This window comes from Geobacillus sp. PK12, assembly GCF_004123125.1.
Classification (GTDB): domain Bacteria; phylum Bacillota; class Bacilli; order Bacillales; family Anoxybacillaceae; genus Geobacillus; species Geobacillus zalihae.
The window spans coordinates 1-2,227 of the sequence record NZ_SDKL01000101.1; the positions used below are offsets into that span (position 1 = coordinate 1).

Annotated in this window: 3 protein-coding genes and 1 pseudogene; all 4 read left to right on the forward strand. The window is 39.1% G+C overall.

From position 1 onward, the window contains the following. Window positions 1–110 precede the first annotated feature (110 nt). Window positions 111–686, forward strand: a complete 576-nt coding sequence (locus tag ETR37_RS18060) for a hypothetical protein (protein WP_200861011.1) — start codon at window positions 111–113, stop codon at window positions 684–686. 58 nt (window positions 687–744) lie between these two features. Next, complete coding sequence (locus tag ETR37_RS18065) at window positions 745–1,191, forward strand: RlpA-like double-psi beta-barrel domain-containing protein (RefSeq protein WP_128570075.1); 447 nt, start codon at window positions 745–747, stop codon at window positions 1,189–1,191. Between the two features lie 267 nt (window positions 1,192–1,458). Beyond that, a pseudogene (locus ETR37_RS18070) lies at window positions 1,459–1,887 on the forward strand (IS1634 family transposase); the annotation flags it as partial. Between the two features lie 81 nt (window positions 1,888–1,968). Then, window positions 1,969–2,202, forward strand: coding sequence for a helix-turn-helix domain-containing protein (locus ETR37_RS18075; RefSeq protein WP_423219848.1), 234 nt, complete (start codon window positions 1,969–1,971; stop codon window positions 2,200–2,202). Window positions 2,203–2,227 lie beyond the last annotated feature (25 nt).

Sequence of the window (2,227 nt, forward strand, 5' to 3'; positions counted from 1 at the left end):
GTTGTCTATCAAAGGGGAATTTACACAATAATTTGGACTTGACCAGGAGTTTTACCATATTAATTGAATTTATGTTTATAAAAACCTTAATATATAAAAGGAGGTAATTGATGAAGAAACTTATTTATTGTGTTCTCACAATATTTATTCTAGCAATTGTGTTTACTTACCATTCCAACAGTTCTGCCTCTTCAAAAGAATTTTCACTTTTAGAAGCCTGTAAGTTTGCAAAGGAAAAAGCTAGACAGGAGTGGAGTAAAGATGCAGAAATCTATTATGTATTAAGTGTTGACGATAAGGAAAAAGAAAGTAAAAGTAAAGGGGAACACGGGAAAAGAAGATATTGGAATGTAATTCTAGCTAAACCAGGTACAGATGATCAAATGTTATATACAATTCATAATCAAAAAGTAGTAGAAAAATTAGCATTGACTGAACCTGTAAACAATGAAAATATAGTAGATTTAAACAAGATTCATTTTGATAGCGATAAAATTGTTGATAAAGCAAAAAAGGAATATAACCTATTACCAGGAAAAGGTTGGGCCGAAGGATATCATTTTGTTTTGCGAAAGTTAAACAGTGACCCGACTGTTGAAGTGGTTGGTAGGGATAAAAAGGGTAGGTTTATAAAGATTATCTTCAATGCTAGGACTGGAAAATTCGTTACCAAGATAACATCTTAGTATTTACTGATAAAATAATGATTAATTAACAAATTTTCTTGTGAAAGGTGTGTTTAACATGTTTAAAAAGCTTAAAACTAAGATTGTTACGAGTCTTTTTTCAGCGATCCTATTGACTTCACTTTTTATTGATTATGCTAGTGCAGCCTCCTACACTTATTTAAATCAAGATGTAACAGCGTATACTGCACCAGCAGGTTCGTTAACTTATTATGGTACAACCCCTCAAAAATATAAAACTGCTGCAGTACATCCTAAAACTTGCGGTAGTCCGAGTTCAGGAACAATTTTTCCTTTCGGAGCAGTTATTAAAACTTCCACAGTTTTAAAAACTCCGTCTGGAACTTCTATGCAATATTTTACAGTTGAGGATATGGGGGATGTATTTTGCTCCCGAGGTTTAACTCGACAATGGTTTGATATTTATTTCGGTTATACTTCAAGTGATATAAATCAAGCCAATCTATTCGGTATAAAAACTGTTAGCTACACTGTAACTTATTAATATTTACGAATAATGATCAGAGCTCTCAACATTTCAATGAAATAAAATCTCCTGAAACAAGGAATTGGATTAGTAAGCAGGGTAACATCCTGCTTTTTTCTTGTTTGCTCGGAGATATGAATTTGAAACTGCTTTTACTAGACTAACCAGGACCCGAGTTCGACAGTTTGAGGGCCATTTTAGGCAAATAAAAAGTCCAGAAATCCCGTTATATCAAGGACTTTGGGGTTGTCAACCTAGGAAAAAACCCTGAATTCCATAGGCACACGTTTAGCCGAAAAGTATGATGGCAAATATCTTATCCGCACGTCCGATGACACACTGTCTGCCGAGGATGTCGCGCTGGGATATAAGCAGCTGGTGGATATCGAGCTGGCTTTTCGTACACTGAAATCGACATTGGAATTGCGACCCATGTATCATCGCTTGGAAGACCGCATTCGTGTGCATGTGCTGCTCAGTTAGCTGGTTCTCTTGCTGGTTCGCATCGTAAAGATTCGGACCAACGAATCGTGGCCGAAAGTAAGAGAGGAATGCTAGCGTCTCACACTCGGACATTTTTCTTCGAAATACGGGGACCTTTATCAGCGGACAGAACTGACCGCCAAATAAGGGCAAACCTTTGCGACTCTAGGACTAGAGCCTCCCCCGAAGATCCTAGACATTCATCCTCGCTCCTATATACATGCTCATTGAAAAGTTAACCTTCGCATAAGCGGTGCCCACTCTGGTTATACTGCTCCTAAGGAAAAGCATGGGAAAGGAGCGGAATTCTGCATGAAACGTCTCAACATCACCGACAACCATGGATGGACGCCCCGGAAACTCCGCAAGCAGGAACGGAAGATCAAAAACGCTCATCTCCGCCAACGTGTGATGGCCGTCCGCCTGGTCATGGAAGGCTATTTGGGCAAAGACGTGGCCTCCATGGTCAACGTGTGCCGCCAAACCGTTTCCCATTATGTGTCGCTGTTTAACGAAGGGGGCCTGGAACCATACCCGTCAAGTTAGCGGTATAAAATTTTTAAGACGATAC

Excerpts from the sequence above, each read along its gene's own strand:
- ETR37_RS18060 (WP_200861011.1), top strand. The coding sequence starts at position 111 with ATGAAGAAACTTATTTATTGTGTTCTCACAATATTTATTCTAGCAATT.
- ETR37_RS18065 (WP_128570075.1), top strand. The coding sequence starts at position 745 with ATGTTTAAAAAGCTTAAAACTAAGATTGTTACGAGTCTTTTTTCAGCG.
- ETR37_RS18075 (WP_423219848.1), top strand. The coding sequence starts at position 1,969 with ATGAAACGTCTCAACATCACCGACAACCATGGATGGACGCCCCGGAAA.